This is a genomic window from Aerosakkonema funiforme FACHB-1375 (genome assembly GCF_014696265.1).
In the GTDB taxonomy this organism is placed as follows: Bacteria; Cyanobacteriota; Cyanobacteriia; order Cyanobacteriales; family Aerosakkonemataceae; genus Aerosakkonema; species Aerosakkonema funiforme_A.
Genome location: NZ_JACJPW010000103.1, coordinates 1 through 18331 on the forward strand (window position 1 = coordinate 1; position 18331 = coordinate 18331).

The following is an 18331-nucleotide window of genomic DNA, read 5'->3' on the forward strand; positions in this document are numbered from 1 at the left end:
TCGTTTATGGAGTTCATTTGTACTAATCGTGACGATGCACGCTCGCACTCCTGCAAGTGCCTTAACAAAAGTTCATACAGTGTCGATTACTTTTGTCCGACTACTTAGATATCACTACGCATCTCGCTAATTTCACTGCGAAATCCTTACGCTGGCGTGATACTTTTAAATGCGATCTACCTAAACGGTTAATAGCTTTTTTCCTGTTATTTGAGCCTTTAACTTTCTTAGAAACTCGACGTTGTAATCTTTTTAACCGTTTTTCAGACTTCCTCAAGTGTCTGGGATTATTAACTTTTGACCCGTTACTATCAGTATAGAAATGGGTTAAGCCCACGTCTAAACCTATCGTTTTACCCGTAGGTTCTAATGTTTTTTTAACGTCTACCTGAAGACAAAACTGGCAATAATAACCATCGGCTCTTTTAACCAATCTTACTCTTTGAATTTGCTCGATTTGGTAAAAGTGCAAGTCGTAGGTTCCAATTAACTTGAAAGTGCCAATCTTGTTTTTATCGGTAAAACTTATTTTTTTTCTATCCTCTGATAGTTTCCATCCTGATTTTTTGTACTCTACAGAACGTTGATTTTTCTTAAATCGCGGCCAGCCTTTTTTCCCTTTGACCTTCTTTTTACGGTTGTCAAAAAATCTAGCAATTCCTGACCAACAACGTTCTGCGGATGCTTGTCTAGCTGTCGAGTTGAGTCGCTCGGCAAAAGGGAATTTTTTAGCTAACACAGCAGTGTATTTGTTTAGGTCGTATTTATCCACACCAATGTTATCCATCCAATACCTTAAACATTTGTTACGGATGAATTGGGAGGTGCGGATAGCTTCATCCACCGCTTTGTACTGCCAATATGAGCCTTTTACTTTGAACTCGTAGACTATCATGGCTTATCGACCTATCAGCATTTATATGCTAGCATAGTTAGCACAAAATATCGTTGCTTTGCTTTTATTATTTGGTCGCAATTCATCTCCCGTTAATCCTACCGATGTAACGGGAGTCTTCTTGCTCCATTTAGATAACAGGGGCGATCGCGCAACCTACACAAGCAGACTTTCGCGAAAGGTAGACAAATCATGCGATTTCTTAAATCTCGCTTACTCTGGACGACAGCAACTGCATTTGTTTTATTTAATACCGTAGAAATTCAGCTGCCTTCGAGTCAGCAAACAACATGGTTAAATATTGAGCAAGAAGCTTACGCCAGAAGAAGTGGCGGACGCAGCGGCGGCGGTTCTTTCAGTCGCCCTTCCAGATCTTCCGGCGGTTCTTCTTCTCCCTCCAGAAGCAATAATAGTGGCGGTTCGTCTGGCGGTAGCTATTACCACTCTACTCCCGTCTACGGTGGTGGTTACAGGTCGGGTGGAATTTATTTCTATTCGGGATGGGGATGGTTTTTTCCTTCTATGTTTGGATTAATTGTGCTAACTGCTGTGCTGCTGATAGTTGTCAGCGCCTTTAAGAAAACCAGCAGTAATTATGTTGAAAGTACTGATGAAGTTATCCCAACTGGTAATAAAGAATTAGACAACAATATTGTTACTATCAGCAAAATTCAAGTGGGATTGCTGGCGCAAGCGCGTGCGATTCAAAAAGAATTATCAGAATTAAGTCTCAAGATCGATACTGGTACGTCAGAAGGATTATTAGAATTGTTGCAAGAATCTGTTTTGGCGCTGTTGCGATCGCCTGAAAACTGGACGCACGTATCAGCTACTTCCAAAACAGTCCGCAACCGCGAGTCAGCGCAGGAAATTTTTAATAAGTTTTCGATTGAAGAACGTACTAAATTTAGTTCGGAAACTCTTACTAACGTAGAGGGAAAAGTCCGCCAAAAAGAGGTAAATCCGAATCCAGATGCAGAACCGGGCTCGTATATTGTGGTAACGTTGCTAATTGGCACGGAGAACGATCGCCCGATGTTTGGAAATGTCTACTCATCTCAAGAATTGAAAGAAGCCCTAGAGAGTATTGGTTCTATCGCACCGGAATATCTGACGGTGTTTGAACTGCTTTGGACTCCTCAATCGGAAACAGAAAGCCTGACTTACGACGAGCTCTTGACTGAGTATACCAATTTGATGCAAATTGCTTAAGTGGTCATTAGCGATCGGTCATGGGCAAAAGTGACTGATAACTAATGGCCGATCGCAAATAACAAAGGAAAAAACAATGAACATCAGAATTGGCAATGGCTATGATATCCACCGACTGATTGAGGGGCGTCGTTTGATTTTGGGAGGTGTAGAAATTGCCCACGAATTAGGTTTGCTGGGGCATAGCGATGCGGATGTGCTGACTCACGCAATTATGGATGCGATGCTGGGGGCGCTGAGTTTGGGGGATATCGGTCATTATTTTCCGCCCACAGATGAGAAATGGGCTGGCGCTGATAGTTTGATGTTGCTGAGTCAGGTGAATCAATTAGTGTTAGATAAAGGTTGGCAGATCGGCAATATTGACTCGGTAGTGGTGGCGGAACGTCCGAAACTGAAACCTTATATTACCAAAATGCGCGATCGTCTCGCCAGCGTTCTCAACTTAGACTGCGATCGCATCGGAATCAAAGCTACCACAAACGAAAAATTAGGGCCAGTCGGTAGGGAAGAAGGAATTGCAGCTTATGCTGTTGTTTTGCTGACTCAAGGATGAATTATGAACGCCGAACAATTGGAAAAAACTGTATATCGCATCAAACCGGAAGTTGTCATTTTGGACGATGACGATCGCATAATTTTGTTGGTGAAAGCCAAAGGAAATAGAGAAATATACGGTAATGTTTCCGAAGCGATTTCGTGGCTAAAAGCTGGCAATGGGGCAATTCCATTCGTCATGTTTATTGACATCGAAAACATCCAAATCTTCAAATGGGAAAGTGGTAACTCGTCGGAACCAGTTTGTATACTCAATACTGCGGAAGTGCTTAGCCCTTACGGTCTGGAAGTAAGCGATAAATGGATATCTGGGGATTACCTTGGTAGTACAGCCCAATCGTGGTTGAACGACTTAGGCTATCATTGGAAGTCACCTACTCCCCCAGCAGAAGAACAGATAGCAGCCATAGGGTTGTTGTCGTTGCTTAAAAATGGCACAGCTCAACCTGAAGTTGAAATCAGGATTGATAGCAAGTTGCGATACATCGTTTTGAAATATTTCTTCGCAAGTCCAGATGATTTTTAATTAGCATGATACTTTACGTCGAAACTAATTTCCCGATGAGTATTGCGACAGGACGCGACCCCGAAGCAAGCACTTTGTTACTAAGTACGCCAGCATCAGTTCGTCTGGTAATACCAAGCGTTTGCTATATGGAAGCTTTGTCAGCTTTGGACGCAGATTTAAAGGCACGCAGACGTTTTAATAACGAATTGGATATTCGGCTGAGCGATGCACGCCGAAATTTGTCTTCGCAATACGCTCGCTCTCTCGGTTTCCATTTAGAACAAGCTCGCATTGAGAATAAGAAATTGACAGATGAAGTCAAAGAAAGTTTGTTTGAGGCGTTAACCCAACTGGCAAGAAAAGCAGAGTCGATCGCGCTAAGTGGTGAAACTTTACAAGCAAGTTTGAGACAAAATATCGCTGAAGATCCTACAGACGATTTGATTCTGCAATGTATCCTTGACCATGCACGCTTGTATCCCGCCGAAGTAAAAGTGTTTCTCAGTGGCAATAGCAACGACTTTGATACGCAGTCAGTGCGCGAGGCTTTACGCAATGCTGGTGTAGAAAATTATTTCAACCGCACGCAAAATTTTCTAAATTGGCTACAGTTACAGTAAGGTTTGCAATCTGCCTATAGAGAAAATAATTATGAAATGTCCAATTACTACATATAATCGGCGACGTTGGTTGGCAATTTTGTTAGCTGGACTGAGTGCGATCGCCCTCACAAGCTGTAACCCAAATCAGTTCAAAAGTCAAGCCGCACAATTACCGCAATTAGTTGCCAGTATTTTAACATCTCCGAAAACCTTCAACTATGCGCTCAATCAAACTGCGCCAAGTGTTTTTAGTTTTATTTACGAGGGGCTGATTAGCGAGAACGGCGTCACCGGAAAAATTGAGCCAGCGCTAGCTGAATCTTGGCAAATTTCGGCAGACAAGCTGCGGATTGTTTTTACCCTGCGCCAGGGTTTGAAGTGGTCAGATGGCGAACCGCTAACGGTAGACGACGTTGTTTTTACTTACAACGATATTTACCTGAACGAAAAGATTTCTACTGACATCAGAGACACACTCAAGATAGGAGAGAAAGGTGCATTACCTAAAGTGAAAAAACTTGACGATCGTCGAGTGGAATTTAGTATACCGGAACCATTTGCTCCTTTCTTACGTAGCACCGGATTAGCAATTTTACCAGCTCATAGCTTAAGAGAATCTGTCAAATCTCTTGACTCGCAAGGCAAGCCTAAATTTATCTCGATGTGGGGGATAGATACAGATCCGAAAAAAATTATTGTTAACGGCCCTTATCGGATGTCTATCTATCAGGCTGGGGAGCGAGTTATCTTTGAGCGCAACCCCTACTACTGGCGCAAAGATGCAGAAGGAAATCGCTTGCCCTATATCGATCGCTTCATCTGGCAAATAGTGGAAAACGTCGATACCCAATTAATCCAATTTCGCTCTGGGGGATTGGATATGCTGGGGGTATCTCCCCTCAACTTTTCCTTACTCAAACGGGAAGAAAAGCGGGGTAACTTTACGATCTACAACGGTGGGCAATCATCCGGCACGAGTTTTATTTGCTTTAATCTCAATAAAGGTAAAAGAAATGGAAAGCCACTTATAGACCCGATGAAATCTCGCTGGTTTAATACAGTGGGGTTTAGGCAGGCAGTTGCCTATGGGATCGATCGCCAAACTATGATTAACAACTTATTTCGCGGTCTTGCCGAAACCCAAAATTCCCCCATTTCCGTGCAAAGTCCCTACTACCTTTCTCCTCAAGAGGGTTTAAAAGTCTACGATTACAATCCAGAAAAAGCTAAAAAATTGTTGTTGGGAGCGGGATTCAAATATAACAATAAAGGTCAATTAATCGACGCCGATGGTAACCGAGTTCGCTTCACATTGCTTACCAATACAGGCAGCAGAACGGCTGAGGCAATAGTATCCCAAACCAAACAAGATTTAAGTAAAATAGGAATACAAGTAGATGTCAGCCTGATTGAATTTAATGCCTTAGTAGATAAGTTTCACAACACTTTTGATTGGGAAGCTTATTTTGGTGGTATTACGGGAGGAATTGAGCCCAATGATGGGGCAAATATTTGGCTTCCGTCAGGGGGATTGCATAGATTCAATCAAGCCCCCGCACCGGATGAAATTCCGATCGTAGGTCGAGAAATAGCCGATTGGGAAGCAGAAATCGGTCGCCTTTACATCCAAGGAGCAAAAGAGTTAGACGAAGCCAAGCGCAAAGTTATCTATGCTGAAACGCAACGTATAAGTCAAGAGTATTTGCCTTTTATTTACTTAGTTAATCCGCTTTCTCTGGCGGCTGTACGGAATGAGATAGAAGGTGTGAATTTCTCCGGATTGGGTGGCTTACTCTGGAACATTGCCGAACTCAAAATTAATAAAAATAGCCCCAGAGATTCTCAAAAGTATCCTGAGTAGAAGATACTAGGGCTGATTATCTAAAGAAACTAGCGTGACATAACAATATGCTCTTAACTAAGATTTTTTCCCCTATTACTCGCTGTCGTTGGTTTGTAGTTTTGATGGCGGCGATTGTAGCCATATCGCTTACCAGTTGCAATCCAGCCAAATTTAAAAAAGATGGCGATCGCGTCTCTCAGCTAGTCGTCCGCCTCTCCACCGAACCAAAAACATTTAACTACGCCCTCAGCCAAGAATCACCTAATGTTTTTAATTTCATTTATGAGGGTATGATTGCTGAAAATGGCAAAACTGGAGAAATTGAGCCAGGTCTAGCTGAATCTTGGGAAATTTCGCCGGATTCTAAGCAGATAATCTTTACATTGCGAGCAGGATTGAAATGGTCTGATGGGCAACCGTTAACGGCTGATGATGTTATTTTTACCTTCAATGACATCTATTTAAACGAGAAAATTCCCACAGACACCAGAGATGGTCTGCGAATTGGCCAAAGTCGCGCCTTGCCCACTGTAAAGAAATTAGACGATCGCCGTATAGAATTCACTGTACCGGAACCATTTGCCCCCTTACTTAGAGCCGCTGGAGGAGCGGCAATTTTACCAAAACACGCCCTAGAAGAATTCATAAAAACTAAAGACAAAGATGGTAAACCTCGCTTTCTATCAACTTGGGGAACCGATACAGATCCTCAAAAAATTGTTAGCAACGGCCCCTACAAACTAGAAAGCTACCAAGCTACTCAGCGCGTCACTTTTCGTCGCAATCCCTATTACTGGAGACGTGACGAACAGGGAAATTCCCAACCATATATCGAGCGGATTGTCTGGCAAATTGTCGAGCAAAGCGATACAGCTTTAATACAATTCCGCTCCGGACAATTGGATATTATCGAAATTAGGCCCTCAAGTTTTCAGTTATTAAAGCGGGAGGAAAAGCGAGGAAACTTTAGCATCCAAAATGCTGGGCCGGACACTGGCACAATTTTTATTTCTTTCAATCTCAACAAAGGAAAAAGAAACGGCAAACCTCTGGTAAACCCGATCAAATCTCGCTGGTTCAATACAGTTGCGTTTAGACAGGCAGTTGCCTATGGGATCGATCGCCAAACCATGATCAACAACATATATCGGGGTTTGGGCGAACCGCAAAACTCACCCATTTCCGTGCAAAGTCCCTACTACCTTACTCCTCAAGAAGGGCTCCCAACCTACGACTACAATCCCGAAAAAGCCAAGCAATTACTATTAGGAGCGGGATTCAAATATAACAACAAAAACCAGCTGTTAGATGCTGATGGTAACCGGGTGCGCTTCTCGCTGCTATCGCCTGCTACTGGCGGTAGGGATAGCATAGGTTCCCAAATTAAGGGAGATTTAGAAAAAATCGGCATTCAAGTCGATTTGACTCCCCTTGATTTCGGCGCACTTGTAGACAAACTTTCCAACACCCTCGATTGGGAATGCCATTTACTTGCTTTTACCGGAAGTACCGAACCGCACAGCGGTTTTAATATCTGGTCTCCTGACGGGGGATTGCACAGTTTTAACCAAAAACCTCAATCGGGACAAACACCTATAGAAGGACGGGAAATTAGCGATTGGGAGAAAAAAATCGGCGATCTTTACATTCAGGCAGCACGAGAATTAGATGAAGCCAAACGCAAAGCTATTTATGGGGAAACTCAAAAGTTAGCGCAAGAATATCTGCCGTTTATTCATTTAGTTAACCCGCTGGCTTTGGCGGCAGTTCGCAATAATATTCAAGGTGTAAAATATTCGGCTCTGGGAGATTACCGTTGGAATGTATACGAATTCAAAACAATTGAAAATTAATCATTTTGCAGTTCATCGTTAATAATTAGAGGTGATTAGCAATGAGGCGCTGGGTTGTTGTTCAAATTACGCTGATTTTGGCGATCGCACTCACTGGTTGCAACCCAGCCCAACTCGTAAATACTGCCCCTGTTTCCCAGTTAGTTATCGCCATTCTCAGCGAACCCAAGACTTTTAACCCGGCATTAGTCCTGGCATCGCCTAATATTCTCAGCCTCACCTATGAAGGTTTAATTGCCGAAAACGGACGCGGTGAAATCATACCTGCCCTTGCCGAATTTTGGCAAATTTCCGAAGACAAAAAGCGAATTATTTTTACTTTACGGGGGGGATTGAAGTGGTCAGATGGGCAACCGCTCACGGCAGATGATGTTATTTTCACATATAAAGATGTCTACCTCAACGAAGCACTTCCTATTGGTGTAATAGATATTTTCCGCATTGGCGATCGACTAACTTTACCCAGCGTTCGCCAACTAGACGATCGCCGAATTGAATTTACGACAAGCGAGCCTTTTGCGCCCTTCCTTCGTGCCACAGGCTTGCCAATTTTACCGCGTCATACTTTGCAGTCAGCAGTACAAACAAAAGACAAAGAAGGAAATTTCCAACTGTTGAGAACTTGGGACAACAGCACTCCACCAGAACAAATTATTGTTAATGGCCCTTATCGTTTAGAGAAGTATAACACTAGCGGCGAACGGCTGATATTTCGCCGCAATCCCTACTATTGGCGCAAAGATGCCCAAGGCAAACAACAGCCTTATATTGAGCGAATAATTTGGCAAATAGTTACATCTACCGATACATCTTTGCTACAGTTTCGTTCCGGGGGATTAGATGCCATTAATGTGCAACCGGATTATTTTTCTTTGCTCAAACGAGCGGAAAAACAAGGAGATTTTACCATTTATAATGGTGGTTCTGCATACAGCGACACATTTATCAGTTTTAATCTCAATCAAGGACGCCGAAACGGACGCCCCCTAGTTGACCCGATTAAGTCTCGCTGGTTTAATAAAGTGGAGTTTAGACAAGCGGTTGCTTATGCGATCGATCGTCAGCGAATGATTAACAATATTTTTCAGGGACTGGGTGAGATGCAAAATTCATCTATTTCCGTGCAAAGTCCCTATTATCTTTCGCCTGAAGCTGGATTAAAAGTCTACAATTACAATCCCGAACAAGCCAAACAATTACTTTTACGAGCCCAATTCAAATACAATCATAAAGGCGAACTGCTGGATGCTGAAGGCAACCGAGTTCGCTTCACCTTAATTACCAATGCGGGAAATAAAATTCGGTCAGCAATGGCAGTCCACATAAAGCAAGACTTGAGCAAAATCGGCATTCAAGTAGATCTAAACCTAATAGATTTTAGTGTTTTGGGAGAAAAGTTGGGTAGCTCCTTGGATTGGGATTGTTATTTATTGGGTTTTGGTGGTGCGATCGAACCGAATGACGGATTTAATATTTGGTCTTTGTCTGGTGCATCCCACACATTCAATCTACAACCTCAAACAGGACAAACTCCCATCACAGGGAGAGAAGTAGCAGAATGGGAACAAAAAATTGCCAATCTCTACATTCAAGGCGCAACGGAGTTAGATGAAACGAAACGCCAAGAAATTTATGCAGAAACTCAACGCCTTACCCAAGAATACTTACCATTTATTTACTTGGTAAACCCGCTGGCGATGGCGGCAATACGCAATAAAATTAAAAATGTAAAATACTCAGCCATAGGAGGAGCTTTCTGGAATATTTACGAGCTGATAGTCAAATAAAATGTAGTGTAAATCAACTAAGTCATCAATCTAAAATTTAAAAGCAAAATGATTTCTGCTATCTCCTCTAATTTCCGTCGTTGCCTCTCAGCTTTACTGGTGCTAATTCTAGCCTTAACTTGTCAGTTTGCCCTGACTGGCTGTCGGGTCGCGCAGTTCAAAACAAAATCTGCACAAGTCTCGCAACTGGTACTGACTGCCCTTACCGACCCCAAAACTTTTAATCCCGCACTCAATCAAGAATTTCCCAACATTTTTCTGTTTGCTTTTGATAGGTTGACTACAGAAAATGGCGTCACGGGTGAAGTAGAACCAGCTTTAGCTGAATTCTGGGAAATTTCTCAGGACAAAAAGCGAGTAGTGTTTACCCTGCGGGAGGGATTGCAATGGTCGGATGGGCAACCGCTGACAGCAGATGATGTCGTTTTCACCTTTGAAGATGTCATTTTTAACAAACAAATTCCTACTGATTTTAAAGATAGCTTTAAAATCGGTGCCAGCGGGGCTTTTCCAAAAGTTCGTAAAATCAGTAATCGCCAAGTAGAATTCATTTTGCCAGAGCCTTTTGCCCCTCTTTTGCGAGCAGTTGCAGGGCCAGAAGGTGTGTCGATTTTGCCCAAACATATTTTACAAGCATCTGTACAAACTAAAGGTTCAGACGGAAATCCTCGGTTTATATCTACTTGGGGAACGGATACCGACCCAACTAAAATTGTGGTAAATGGGCCATATCAACTGGAAAGTTTATCTCCCGGTCAACGGTTGGTATTTCGCCGCAATCCCTACTATTGGCGCAAAGACGAACAAGGCAACCAAATGCCTTACATTGAAAGGATTATTTGGCAGTTTATTGAAAATACAGACACCCAGTTGCTGGCGTTTCGTTCTGGCGATTTAGATGTCATGGGTGATGTGCGTCCGTTACGTCCGGAATATTATTCTTTGTTGAAGAAGCAAGAAAAGCAAGGTAAATTTAAAGTTTATAACGGTGGCCCTTGGTCTGGCACGACTTACATTACTTTTAATCTGAGTAAGGCGAGGGATAAAAATAATCGTCCGTTTGTCGATCCAATTAAGTCTCGCTGGTTTAATAATTTGGCATTTCGGCAGGCAGTTGCTTATGCGATCGATCGCCAAAAAATGCGCGACAATATCTTTCGGGGAATTGGCGAATTGCAAAATTCACCGATTTCCGTACAAAGTCCCTACTACCTCAAAGATGGATTAAAAGTTTACAATCACAATCCAGAAAAAGCAAAACAACTATTGATATCTGCGGGTTTTAAGTATAACGATCGCGGAGAACTTCTCGATGCTGATGGCCATCGCGTGCGCTTTACATTCCTGACTAATTCCGGCAACAAAATTCGCGAAGCAATTGGCGCTCAAATCAAAGATGACCTTAGCAAAATCGGCATTCAAATTGACTTTACCCCTATTAATTTTAACACGCTAATCGATAAAATTAATACTTCGCGAGATTGGGAAGCGCACATGATCGGATTTACAGGTGGAATCGATCCGCACGGTTTAACAAATCTGTGGACTAGCAGAGGAGGTTCCCACACATTCAACTTAGCACCTCAACCCGGTCAACCTCCTATTAAAGGCTGGCAACCGCTGGACTGGGAGTTAGAGATCGATCGCCTTTTCGCAGCAGGAGCGAGAGAATTTGACGAAACCAAACGCCAAGCGATTTATGCAGAATTTCAGCGCATTGTACAAGAACAGTTACCTGTGATTCATTTAGTTAATGAAACTGCTTTGATGGCAGTGCGAGATCGCGTCCAAGGAGTCAAATACACTGGCTTACCCAGTTGGGGATTGTGGAATATTCAAGAACTTAAAATTGTCAACAAATAAAAGGCTTTTGAGACTCCCCGCGATAAATCGATGCTTATTCTCGATTCGCGGAGAGTCCTTGTCTAGACTCAGTAATGAGTCTAGAGGTTTTTTGGTAATCTTTATGTTATAGTGAATGGTGTTTATCGTTCATTTTCATTGCTTGTAGCTAATTCAATCAACTATAAGCAATCAACAACGAACCATGAACAATAGATATCTCCAGAAAAAACTCTCAAAAGCAGGCAAGATGCCTACCACACAATAATTTTTGGAAATGTCTAATGAACAATGAACGACGGATAGAAAAAAACACCCATGAAGAGAACTATAGATTGGAAGCAAACTTTCTGGATTACCGCCGGTTTATTACCTTCGATTCTGATTAGCATAGGCCCAGTAGTTGCTGTTGTTGGCACACCTTCCATACTGATCTGGACGCTATCAACTTTAATCGGTTTCGCGCAGCTATTTTTATACGCAGAACTGGCTGCTATCTTTCCCAACAAAACAGGAGGTGCTGCTGTCTACGCTGCTGTCGCATGGCTTCGCTACGGCAAAATTTTTGCGCCGATCAATGTTTGGTGCTACTGGATAACTTGGTCTTCAGCACTCGCAGTTACAGCAGCTTTGGCGGGAAATTATATTGTTAATGGTTTTTTTGCAGGTACGCCATTAGCAAATTTCTCGATTACCCTGCTTGACCTTTCTGCAATCTTGCCAGGAATTAAGTTCAAACTTGATGCCATAATTCTGTGCAGTGCAGCAATTATGCTAGTCGCTTTTTATTTGCAGCATCGCGGACTTCTCCAAACGGCAAGGATACAGTTTGCGTTGGCGCTTCTATCTATAATTCCATTATTTTTGTTGACGATCGTACCTTTGTTGACTGGAAAGATCGATCTAACTCACTTCACACCTTTCATCCCCAAAGATACAACCAGTTGGTCTAGTGCAGCTGCGTTCACCTTGTTGATGGGGGGGATGTTTATGGCAGGCTACATTACCTACGGCGCTGAAATTGCAGTTTGTTATGTCAGCGAATTTAAAGACCCTGCTAGGGATGGCATCCGAGCTATTATCTTAATCGGGGTGACAGCGGCTGTAAGCTTTGTGATTTTCCCTTTCACTTTCTTGGGCGCGTTGGGGATGGAAAATGTTACAGATCCAGCTTTTGCAGCGGGAGATCCCCAAGCAGCAGTCGTCAAACTAGCAGCGATCGCATTTGGAACTGGGTCTGGTAAATTGCTAACGCTGATGCTGATCTTAGCTATGGTACTCGGTATCGTCACAGCAATGTCCAGCAGTTCCAGAACTTTATACCAAGCAGCAGTAGATGGTTTGTTCCCCAAATTTTTGGGTACGCTAAATCATCACGGTGTTCCAGTTGCAGCAATGTGGGCAGACCTCATTTTTAACTTGGTTTTGCTAACTTTAGGAAATCCTATTTTTGTGGTCGCTGCTTGCAGTGTGGCGTACTTTATCTGCATCTGTATGGATTTAAATGCTGTCTGGATGCTGCGACAACAACGGCCAAGTCAACCTCGGAGTTTCCGCGCACCGGATTGGCTTGTTTATGGGGGAATACCAGTTCTCACTGTACTCAATCTATCATTCATGTTTTTTGGCGCTAATGTTTTCGATCCGAATGCTTTGTGGTATGGCTTGGGAGCAATATTATTCATTTTTCCCATTTTCTTCTACAGGCACTATCTAGTTGATAAAGGTGTCTGGCCGGAATCAGCCCAAAAGCATTTTGATATTAGTGAATAGGGAGAGGGGAAAGGGAGAGCGGGGGAGTGGGGGAGTGGGGGAGTGGGAGAGAGAGAAAATTAATCTCTTTCCTCTTCCCATACCCCCAGTCCCTTTTTTTTGACTTTTGACTTTTGACTTTTGACTTTTGACTTTTGACTTTTGACTTTTGACTTATTTATTTTTACCTTCTGCTGGGGGATCTTTTTCTGATGATTCCACTTCGTCTTCGGGCTTACTTATCTCTTGTTTAAAACCGCGCAAAGTTTTAGCTAAAGCGGTGCCCATTTCCGGAATTTTCTTGGGGCCGAAAATTATAATTGCAACTATGGTAATAACGCCGAGTTCTGGCAATCCTAAACCAAACATATCAATCTCCTGTGAATTAATGGGAATGGGGAATGGGGAATGGGAGATGCTTACTGTACAAGCCTTTGGGCAAAAACATCAGTTTTAGTTATCATATGGAGTGGGCTGACATCATTGGTGGCATCATTATTTTATGGTTGAACGTGCAGAAAGTATTTTTTCTCCCTGCCTCTCTGTTAAAATTTTAAAAAAAATAAAAATGCCAGAAACCCTCAGACCTTCTCTTCGCGAACAACAACACCCCCTGATTCGCCAGCTCGCCGACTGCATCGAGTCCACCTGGAAGCAATATCTGGACTTGGAACCGTACCACCTACCAGCTGAGTTGGGATATGTGGAAGGGCGACTGGAGGGAGAAAAGCTCACTATTGAAAATCGCTGCTATCAAACGCCGCAATTCCGCAAAATGCACTTGGAATTGGCCAAAGTAGGTGCAAATTTGGATATATTGCATTGCGTGATGTTTCCCCGTCCGGAATACCCGTTGCCTATGTTTGGCACGGACTTGGTGGGAGGTAGGGGACAAATTAGTGCGGCGATCGCAGATTTGTCTGCCACGAGTCCCGATCGCAGTTTATCACCAGAATACAAAAATGCCCTCGCCGCCTTACCCGATGTAAACTTTTCTCAGCCCCGCGAGCTGCCAGAGTGGGGCGATATTTTTTCCGAATTCTGCTTGTTTATCAGACCCGGTAATGTGGAGGAAGAAGCTTTGTTTCTACAACGGGTGCAGGCATTTTTAGAGATTCACTGTCAGCAGGCGCGACGCCAATCCCCCGTATCTTCCGATGAAGAACGCGATCGCATCCTCGCCGGACAACGCTATTATTGCACCAAGCAGCAAAAAAATGATAAAACTCGACGGGTGCTGGAAAAAGCCTTTGGCTGCGAATGGGCCGAAAATTACATGACCGCAGTTTTATTCGATTATCTTTAACTGCATCACCTATCTGGAGGAAGTGCGATCGGCTCTGTAAAGATTACTTTGAAAGATGGGATTGGGGCAGGGGTCATGGGTAATGACATAGGAGGTTAAACCTATCTATGTAAAATCTCGTGTTTATCTCTGGTTAAAAATACCTAAAACTTGCATTTCGATCTGCTTCAAAAGCTCAGTGGTGTCCCCTACCAAAACAGTCCGATATTAGATGTGTCAAAATCACACAACTTCCTAAAAAATCATGGGGGAAGAAACGCAGTTAAAGGATTGGCTATTCGTAAAACTGACAGGCCGCTGGATATTAATTCTAGCCGTTGCTGCCTCTCTGGGCACTACCGCCTTGGGTTTATACAAGTTTAACGAATTCAAGAACGCACAAAACAAACAGCCAGAACCCGTCGCCACCGCGCCAGCAAAAATCGAGGTGACAGCCTTGGGGCGTTTAGAACCGCAAGGCGAACTGATAAAACTCTCTGCGCCTAGTTCTTTGGAAGGAACGCGGGTGGCACGCTTGCTGGTGAAACAGGGAGATAAAATTGAAAACGGGCAAATAATTGCCTTTTTGGATAGCTACGAACAGCGTTTGGCATCTTTGGAAGAAGCCAAAAGACAAGTGCAAATTGCCCAAGCTAATCTGGCTAAAGTAAAAGCTGGGGCAAAAGCGGGGGAAATTGGGGCGCAGAAAGCTGAAATCACTCGCTTGCAAGCACAACTGGATGGAGAGAAGAAAACTCAACTCGCCACCATCGCCAGACTGCAAGCACAACTGGATGGAGAGAGAAAAACTCAACTCGCCACCATCGCCAGACTGCAAGCGCAACTCGATGGGGAAAAGAACGCTCAAAAGGCAGCTATTGCTAGGCTGCAAGCGCAACTCGATGGGGAGAGGAAAACTCAACTTGCCACCATCGCCAGACTGCAAGCGCAACTCGACGGGGAAAGGAAAACTCAACTTGCTACTATTGCGAGATTGCAAGCGCAACTGGATGGGGAGAGAAAAACTCAACTTGCTACTATTGCGAGATTGCAAGCTCAGCAGAACAATGCGGTAGCGGAATTTGAACGCTATCAAATCCTATACAAACAAGGTGCTATCGACACTTCCAGATTTGACAGTAAACGTTTGGAATTGGAAACTTCCCAACAGCAGGTAAATGAAGCGCAAGCTAGTCTGAAAAGGACTCTGGAAACTCTGATTCAGCAAATTAATGAGGCGCAAGCTACCCGCAACCAAAGTGAGGGAACTTTGCGAGAGCAGATTAATGAAGCTAAAGCTAATTTGACGAAGACCGATCGAACTTTGATTGAGCAGATTAATGAAGCTAAAGCTAATTTGACGAAGACCGATCGAACTTTGATTGAGCAGATTAATGAAGCTAAAGCTACGCTGATCAAGACAGAACAAACTTTAGTTGAGCAGATTAATGAAGCCCAATCGACGCGCAGCCAAACTATAAATACTTTGCTCGAACAAATCGAGCAGGCTAAAGCAACTTTAAACCAAATTGCCGAGGTGCGCCCGACGGATGTGCAAGCGGCGCAAGCGGAGATCGATAAAGAGATGGCTACAGTCAGAAAGGCACAGACAGATTTGGATTTGGCTTCTGTGCGATCGCCCCTCGTCGGTCAGGTTTTGAAAATTAATGCCCGTCCCGGCGAACGCATCGGCGATAATGGCATTATCGAACTCGGACAAACTGACCAAATGTATGTAGTGGCAGAAGTTTATGAAACCGAAATCGATCGGGTGCGTTTGGGTCAACCGGCTAGTGTTTCTAGCAGCGCTTTCACTGGTAAATTAAAAGGAACTGTTGACCAACTCGGTTTAAAAATAGGCAAGAAAAATATTCTTAATGATGACCCCGCAGCCGATCAAGATGCTAGAGTCGTGGAAGTAAAAATTCGTCTCGACGAATCCGATAGCAAGCGAGTCGCCGGCTTGACTAACTTGCAGGTGGAAGTGGCAATTGATGTTTCGCCGACCTCATCTAATAATACGGATATTCCAGAGATATCTCCAGCGGGGGAACGGGGGAGTGGGGGAGCAGAGAAACAATCAATTATGAACAATCAACTATGAAAGTACCTCTAGCATGGCTCCAACTGACTCGCGAAAAAATGCGCCTCGTAGTTGCACTGGCAGGGATCGGTTTTGCCGACTTGCTTATGTTTATGCAACTGGGTTTTAAAACTTCTTTGTTTGAAAGTGCGATCGCTATTCACAAGCGCTTTCAAGGAGACTTGGTTTTAATCAGTCCTCGCTCGGAATTTATCGCCCAAATGGTGAGCTTTCCTCGCACTCGTTTGTATCAAGCGAAAGGATTTGAAGGTGTAGAATCGATTAGCTATTTGTATATTGCACCGGGAAAATGGAAAAATCCAGCTAATCCCAGTTACAATCGCTCGATATTTATTTTCGGTTTCGATCCGGAAAGACCAGTTTTTGATATGCCAGAAGTTAATCAGCAACTGGATAGGATAAAATTGCCGGATGTTTATCTATTTGACCGCAAATCTAGGGCTGAATTTGGGCCTGTGGCCGAGCAATTTGAAAAAGGAAATCCTGTTGTAACTGAATTAAGCGATCGCAAAATCAAAATAGGAGGATTGTTTGACCTTGGCGTGTCGTTTGCAGCCGATGGGAATGTCATCACCAGCGATTTGAATTTTATTCGCGTTACCAAACGCTCTATGGACACAATTGATGTGGGTTTTATCAAACTAAAACCGGGTGCAGACCCGCAAGCTGTCCTGGAAAATATGCAGAAAAAGTTGCCCGACGACGTGAAAGTGCTGACGATGGAAGGGTTTATTCAAATGGAGAAAAAATACTGGGAAACCGGCACAGCGATCGGCTTTATTTTTGGTTTGGGTGTAGCGATGGGATTTATTGTTGGCATCGTGATTGTTTATCAAATACTTTATACCGATGTGGCAGATCATTTGCCTGAATATGCTACACTAAAGGCTATGGGATATACCGACTTGTATCTTTTAGGTGTGGTATTCCAAGAAGCAATTTTACTTTCAATATTAGGCTACATTCCCGGATTTGTGATTTCTTTGGGATTGTACAATCTCGCTAAAAGTGGCACTGGTTTACCGATGGGAATGACCTTCGATCTGGCATCAACAGTGTTTGTATTAACGGTCGTGATGTGCTTTGTATCGGGTGCAATAGCAGTGCGTAAACTACAAGGCGCAGATCCGGCGGATATCTTTTAATATCAAGTCAAAAGTCAAAAGTCAAAAAAGAGAATGGGCTAGTGGGACTTGACCGCTTATAAATAAACAACGAACAATCACCAATGAGCAATCAACCAGTTGTTTTAATTGAAAATCTCAACCATTACTTTGGGCAAGGTTCCCTCAAAAAACAAGCTTTATTTGATATTAACCTAGAATTAAGAAGGGGAGAAGTTGTCATCTTAACCGGGCCGTCAGGGTGTGGAAAAACCACCTTACTAACGTTAATTGGGAGTTTGCGATCGCCTCAAGAAGGCAGCTTGAAAATTTTAGGCCGAGAAATGCGGGGTGCCGGCAAAAAACAACAAGTAGAAATTCGTCGGCAGATTGGCTATATTTTCCAAGCACATAACTTGCTGAAATGCTTAACTGCCGAACAAAATGTGCGAATGTCGATGGAACTGCACAATGGCATTTCTGTACGAGAAGTGAAAGCAAAATCGGTGGCTATGCTAGAGGCTGTAGGCTTGGGAAATCGAGTCGATTACTATCCGGATAACCTTTCTGGGGGACAAAAACAACGGGTAGCGATCGCACGCGCCTTAGTAAGTCATCCCAAATTAGTTTTAGCAGACGAACCCACCGCTGCGCTAGACAGCAAATCAGGTCGCGATGTCGTGGAATTAATGCAGCGTTTGGCCAAAGAACAGGGGTGTACCATCTTAATGGTGACTCACGACAACCGCATTTTAGATGTAGCCGATCGCATCGTTAGTATGGAAGACGGTCGTTTGATCCAAGATACAACCGCAGCCCTTGCATCTCATAGTTAGCCGACAGGAGAATTTTTTACAGGACTTACGCCTCTTGTGACTCAATTGATATCAAAAAACTATAACCCATTGCTTTATTGGACTATTGCCTGCCATAAATGCGTTTTCGATCGCACCGCTCGGTTTCGGAATAACCACGCGGGCGCTGATG

Annotated in this window: 14 protein-coding genes and 1 pseudogene; 13 read left to right on the plus strand and 2 right to left on the minus strand. The window is 43.5% G+C overall.

Going from position 1 to position 18331, the window contains the following annotated elements; all coding sequences use genetic code 11:
• Nucleotides 1–106 precede the first annotated feature (106 nt).
• Nucleotides 107–895: pseudogene (locus H6G03_RS29005) on the minus strand (RNA-guided endonuclease InsQ/TnpB family protein); the annotation flags it as partial.
• Nucleotides 896–1087: 192 nt separating this feature from the next.
• Here H6G03_RS29005 and H6G03_RS29010 point away from each other — a divergent pair.
• The 9 genes from H6G03_RS29010 to H6G03_RS29050 all read left to right on the plus strand — a co-directional run bounded on the left by H6G03_RS29010 (nucleotide 1088) and on the right by H6G03_RS29050 (nucleotide 12873).
• A complete protein-coding gene (locus H6G03_RS29010) occupies nucleotides 1088–2107 on the plus strand; it encodes a DUF1517 domain-containing protein (protein WP_199315531.1) in 1020 nt (339 codons plus the stop codon).
• Nucleotides 2108–2183: 76 nt separating this feature from the next.
• Entirely contained in the window at nucleotides 2184–2663 is a 480-nt protein-coding gene (ispF, locus tag H6G03_RS29015) for a 2-C-methyl-D-erythritol 2,4-cyclodiphosphate synthase (protein WP_190472532.1), read from the plus strand.
• Nucleotides 2664–2666: 3 nt separating this feature from the next.
• Nucleotides 2667–3191, plus strand: a complete 525-nt coding sequence (locus H6G03_RS29020; RefSeq protein ID WP_190472535.1) for a hypothetical protein — start codon at nucleotides 2667–2669, stop codon at nucleotides 3189–3191.
• 5 nt (nucleotides 3192–3196) lie between these two features.
• Nucleotides 3197–3793, plus strand: coding sequence for a PIN domain-containing protein (locus H6G03_RS29025; RefSeq protein ID WP_190472538.1), 597 nt, complete (start codon nucleotides 3197–3199; stop codon nucleotides 3791–3793).
• 31 nt (nucleotides 3794–3824) lie between these two features.
• Nucleotides 3825–5636, plus strand: coding sequence for an ABC transporter substrate-binding protein (locus tag H6G03_RS29030; RefSeq protein WP_190472541.1), 1812 nt, complete (start codon nucleotides 3825–3827; stop codon nucleotides 5634–5636).
• A gap of 47 nt (nucleotides 5637–5683) precedes the next feature.
• Nucleotides 5684–7471, plus strand: a complete 1788-nt coding sequence (locus tag H6G03_RS29035; RefSeq protein WP_190472544.1) for an ABC transporter substrate-binding protein — start codon at nucleotides 5684–5686, stop codon at nucleotides 7469–7471.
• A gap of 41 nt (nucleotides 7472–7512) precedes the next feature.
• A complete protein-coding gene (locus H6G03_RS29040; RefSeq protein ID WP_190472547.1) occupies nucleotides 7513–9258 on the plus strand; it encodes an ABC transporter substrate-binding protein in 1746 nt (581 codons plus the stop codon).
• A gap of 48 nt (nucleotides 9259–9306) precedes the next feature.
• Complete coding sequence (locus H6G03_RS29045; protein WP_190472550.1) at nucleotides 9307–11121, plus strand: ABC transporter substrate-binding protein; 1815 nt, start codon at nucleotides 9307–9309, stop codon at nucleotides 11119–11121.
• A gap of 297 nt (nucleotides 11122–11418) precedes the next feature.
• The gene (locus H6G03_RS29050; protein ID WP_190472553.1) at nucleotides 11419–12873 is read left to right on the plus strand and encodes an APC family permease; all 1455 of its coding nucleotides are present in this window, start codon (nucleotides 11419–11421) and stop codon (nucleotides 12871–12873) included.
• A 153-nt stretch (nucleotides 12874–13026) separates the two neighbouring features.
• Here H6G03_RS29050 and tatA read toward each other — a convergent pair whose 3' ends face one another.
• Nucleotides 13027–13221, minus strand: coding sequence for a twin-arginine translocase TatA/TatE family subunit (gene tatA, locus H6G03_RS29055; RefSeq protein WP_190472556.1), 195 nt, complete (start codon nucleotides 13219–13221; stop codon nucleotides 13027–13029).
• A gap of 199 nt (nucleotides 13222–13420) precedes the next feature.
• Between tatA and H6G03_RS29060 the strand changes: the two genes are divergently transcribed.
• The 4 genes from H6G03_RS29060 to H6G03_RS29075 all read left to right on the plus strand — a co-directional run bounded on the left by H6G03_RS29060 (nucleotide 13421) and on the right by H6G03_RS29075 (nucleotide 18180).
• Nucleotides 13421–14158, plus strand: a complete 738-nt coding sequence (locus tag H6G03_RS29060; protein WP_190472560.1) for a phycocyanobilin:ferredoxin oxidoreductase — start codon at nucleotides 13421–13423, stop codon at nucleotides 14156–14158.
• A gap of 244 nt (nucleotides 14159–14402) precedes the next feature.
• Entirely contained in the window at nucleotides 14403–16241 is a 1839-nt protein-coding gene (locus tag H6G03_RS29065) for an efflux RND transporter periplasmic adaptor subunit (protein ID WP_190472563.1), read from the plus strand.
• Nucleotides 16238–17386: an ABC transporter permease DevC gene (gene devC, locus H6G03_RS29070; protein WP_190472566.1), complete on the plus strand. Its 1149-nt coding sequence runs from the start codon at nucleotides 16238–16240 to the stop codon at nucleotides 17384–17386. Before H6G03_RS29065 ends, devC begins: the two co-directional genes overlap by 4 nt.
• 83 nt (nucleotides 17387–17469) lie before the next feature.
• A complete protein-coding gene (locus H6G03_RS29075) occupies nucleotides 17470–18180 on the plus strand; it encodes a DevA family ABC transporter ATP-binding protein (RefSeq protein ID WP_190472569.1) in 711 nt (236 codons plus the stop codon).
• Nucleotides 18181–18331 lie beyond the last annotated feature (151 nt).